4 protein-coding genes and 1 pseudogene are annotated in these 3,946 nt (G+C 33.1%); 3 read left to right on the forward strand and 2 right to left on the reverse strand.

The genetic code is table 11. From position 1 onward, the window contains the following. Positions 1–135: 135 nt before the first annotated feature. The 3 genes from KPC_RS18335 (at position 136) to KPC_RS18345 (ending at position 2,152) form a co-directional block, all read left to right on the forward strand. Positions 136–558 carry a PAAR domain-containing protein gene (locus KPC_RS18335; RefSeq protein WP_171334548.1) on the forward strand — a complete coding sequence of 141 codons (423 nt, stop codon included), beginning with the start codon at positions 136–138 and terminating at the stop codon, positions 556–558. Between the two features lie 94 nt (positions 559–652). Continuing rightward, positions 653–1,753 (forward strand): PAAR domain-containing protein, encoded by a 1,101-nt coding sequence (locus KPC_RS18340; RefSeq protein ID WP_121975771.1) that lies wholly within the window; start codon positions 653–655, stop codon positions 1,751–1,753. A gap of 12 nt (positions 1,754–1,765) precedes the next feature. Then, entirely contained in the window at positions 1,766–2,152 is a 387-nt protein-coding gene (locus tag KPC_RS18345; RefSeq protein ID WP_121975772.1) for a hypothetical protein, read from the forward strand. Between the two features lie 440 nt (positions 2,153–2,592). On the opposite strand, the gene KPC_RS18350 is transcribed toward KPC_RS18345, so the two are convergent. Together KPC_RS18350 and KPC_RS18355 are read right to left on the reverse strand one after the other, a co-directional pair. Continuing rightward, on the reverse strand, positions 2,593–3,588 hold the full coding sequence (locus KPC_RS18350) for a 5'-nucleotidase (RefSeq protein WP_121975773.1): 996 nt from the start codon (positions 3,586–3,588) through the stop codon (positions 2,593–2,595). Continuing rightward, positions 3,585–3,946: pseudogene (locus KPC_RS18355) on the reverse strand (hypothetical protein); the annotation flags it as partial. The pseudogene KPC_RS18355 and the gene KPC_RS18350, both read right to left, overlap by 4 nt.

Here is a 3,946-nt window from a genome sequence, read left to right on the forward strand (position 1 = left end):
GCCTAATATTTTATCAAATTTATAAAAATATATTTCTGCTTTGCAGACTTGGTTTTAATCTTGGGGAAAATCTTTAGTAGAAAATATAAAAATGTAAATTTTTTTTCTAAATAATTTATAACTTGAGAAATGATGATGCAAAAACCTGAAAAATTTTTAAAAGATTTATCTGTGGAAGACATGAAAATGTTGTCACAGCAAGAAATAGATCAAATGTTTGAAACCGAAAGCCAATATTTCAACAGCTTGTCACAGACACGATATTATTTTGCCGTTGATGGTGCAAAAACAAAAAATGGAGGAATTGTTCATACAACTTCTCAAGTAAAAATAGGCGGTATATCAGTGGCCTGTGTAGGTGATGAAGTTGTCTATCCTGATGATACTACATCAAAGATTAAAAACGGTTGTGGTGATGCGAGTGTTTATGATGGTAGATCACTCGCAATTGTTGGAAGTCAGTTAGAAAATGGCGATGAAATTATTGAGACGTTACAAGACGGAGCTTGTATCCGAATATTTGAGGGGCAAACGCCACCTAAAGGTTTTTTATCTTAAGCAGCAAAATGATGAGCCTCAGCTTTATTGCTCGTATTTAAATAACAAGAAAAGTTGAGGCGTTTTATAAAAATAGATTGGGGGAATATTATAAATGGCTATAGGTATGGGCTTGGATGGGATGACCACGACGCATGGTGGCATTGTTAAAGCAACAACAGATTTAAGTTTTGATATGGGCAGACCATTTTTGAGAGTAGGGGATGGTTTCTTTTGTCCTAAGTGTAAAGTTTGGTCTACTTTACTGGATGTTTATCCGCATGTAGTGATGGATGGAAAGGCTGTCGTTCCGCTTAATGCCAAGTTTTCATGTGGTGCGGAGTTAATGGGGGTAAATAATCATACGGTGATGGAGTATGGCTCGGGTTCAGGGCTTGCTAGCCAAGTATCGTATTTTAAGAATCAAGATTTAAATAATAGTTTGGTAGACGAGAAAGAAAAGGAAGAGACATGTTTTTGCGATAAAGAAATTTCTTTAGAACTATTAAAACAAATACTTCCCAAAGAAGCTTTATCAAAAGGGTTATTTTATAAATCGGTATATCCCAAGATTAAAGGTTTAGACATTAATAAATTTCTAGAACTACTTAATAAGTACATGAAAGAGTATGAAATCAATACTTGTATGCGTAAGGCTCACTTTTTAGCTCAAATATCATGTGAAGGTGATCACTTTAGGACTACAGAAGAGTATAAAAATAAAGATGGTTCTTTCCCTAAAGGATGGTATCGTTACTTTGGTGGACCAGCTTATCATGGTAGAGGGTTAATACAACTAACCCATGACATCAACTATGATAAATATGGTGCAGCAATTGGTCAAAAATTTACAATGAATAACTTGGACCTTGTTGCTTCTGAGCCAGAACATATTGTGCATTCTGCAACGTGGTATTGGGCTAAAGGTTCAATTTGGGGTAATGGCAATATTTATTCAGATAAAGATGATTTGCACTATGTAACAATACTGGTAAATGGAGGGTTTAATGATTACTGTGGAAGAAAAAGTAATTTATTAAAATTACTACAACTAATGAAAATAAAAGAATTATGTCCTAAAGTTAAAGATAGGGAAATTGGTAAATATAGCTTTTCAACCAGTAAATTAAATCATAGTAAAGGCGGTAAAAGTACGTGGCTTCGCTATCACACGAGAAAGGACTTAATTTCAAATGTAAGCTGTGAACCGAAATGAGTAATAAGTAATATGAAATTAATTCCAATAATTGCATTTTTAGCAATAAGTTCGGTATTTGCATCTGATATAGACATAGTATCTTTAAGTAAAGTACAGCATTTTAGTGTAAATGATTGTAAGATTATCAATTCCGCACAGATAGCAATTCCTTCCAAAGTCAGTGAATTTAGAATGGATACAAATGATTATCTTCAAATTACACTTATAGGTAAAAACTCTGCTGAATGTTATTGTTTTAAATACTACCCAGATCTTTCCCCATATTTGGATCTTAAAGTAAAGAAAAATATTTTATATATTATTGAAATGTCTGGTACTGCGTCAAATGGAAACTGGTATGAAAAAAGGTACAAAATAAATATTAAAGATATGGTTTTAACAAAAATTAAAAAATAGATTGTATGCTATAGTATTTCCAATAAATGCAAATAGAGAAGCTCATGAGCATATTAGTGATTGGAGTGACTGGGCTTTGTTGCATAAATACTTAATCATTTGATTTTATTAAATTTATTTTTAGGTTAAATTTTAAACAAACCCTTTAAAATCATTGAGTTGTAAAATCTTTATGCAACAAAGCTGATAAGAACTTAACTTGAATCCGTATAGTCACTTTAAGATGGTACATTCTTTATGTTTTAATCTGCATAAAAAATAGCTAATTCGGCTGACACAGAATTTTGAACGCCCTCAAAAGGAACAGTTGAAATATATGGGCAAAGTGAAAGGGTTGGAGGTGTTGCTGGAGAATGGGGTTTTGTAAATTTTGCTGTTCTCCCTTAAAAGCATCTCTCCCTAGCCTTCTCCTAAGAGGAGAGGGATGGGGGAGGGGAAAATCAGCTATCTTGAGTAGCTAGTTCAGTCGTATCTTTAGATATTATAGTATGATTAATCTCAGCTTTTTTATTAGCTATTCCAAATGGAATGTGAACAGAAGCAACACTATCAGCGGTTCTTTCAAGGTGGGTAACTTGATCATCAAAGAAGATATGAGGTTGAAGTATTTCCAAAACTTTACGTTTTTCAATTCCACCTAAGAAAAACGCTTCATTGACGGTTTCAATTCCCCATGAACGTAAAGAATTGATTACATGTTTATGCGCAGGCGCATTACGCGCAGTAACGATAGAAACTCTCAAACGACTTTTATAATCAGAATGTTGCGCCTGATATTCAAGTTCTTCTTTCTGTAGTATAGATAACTCTTTCAAAAGTTTATAGAGTGGACCCTCATTAGCAGGTTGATCTGCAAGATTCTTCTCATTTTCAATAAATGCTCCAAGCCCACTTTGTTTGTAGATTTGTTCTGATGAATCGTCAGCAATGACACCATCAAAGTCGAAGGCAATGCGAAGTTCTTCATCATGAGCTATATCAAATATATGACCTTTTAGAATTAAGCCTGCTGGATAACCTGCATTGATGGCTTGATTTACATCAGTTTCATTTGCTGAAAGAAATAAACTAATATTCAAAGAATCTATATACTTATAAGGTGTACGACCTTGCAGGAAAATAGCTCTTTTAATCCCTAATCCATAATGTTCTATTGAGTTCATCACACGTAAACCAGTATTCGGGTCGTTACGTGAAAGTAAAATAACTTCTACGAATGGTTTATCTTTTGGAAATATACTATTCAAATTAAGTAGGCGTTGAATAAATGGGAAAGCGACGCCTTGATCTAAAAGAATATTTTCGTGTTCACGTTGATATTCACGATAGGCGAGTTCACCTTGAGTTCTAAAAACTGCATCTGACTCTTCTAAATTAAACAAGGCACTTGAAGCTAGACCAATTACAAGCTTTTGTTCTAAATTATATCCGCTCATTTAGTTACTCCTTTAGTTTCAATTTTTTGTCCATTAATGGATAGTTGAATATTGATAGGTTGCTTATTTGATAATTTGTCTAAATTATTAATTTCAATATCTAATGGAATTGCTGTATTTATTTTATCTTTATCGCTTGAGAAATATATTTCTTGTTTAGCGGCCTCTTTGTGAGTTGGGAAACCCCGTAAAATGTTTTCATTAATCTTTTTATTTTCAAGTAGTTGATTTGGAATCCAAAAAATAGAAATAAGCAATAATCCCCAAGCTATCATAAAAAAACGCCCAACACGAATCGGAATTTTACTTACAGACGGTTTATCTAAAATGATTTCTCTACTATAGATTAATTTTGGCC

The organism is Acinetobacter stercoris, assembly GCF_900323515.1.
Taxonomy (GTDB): domain Bacteria; phylum Pseudomonadota; class Gammaproteobacteria; order Pseudomonadales; family Moraxellaceae; genus Acinetobacter; species Acinetobacter stercoris.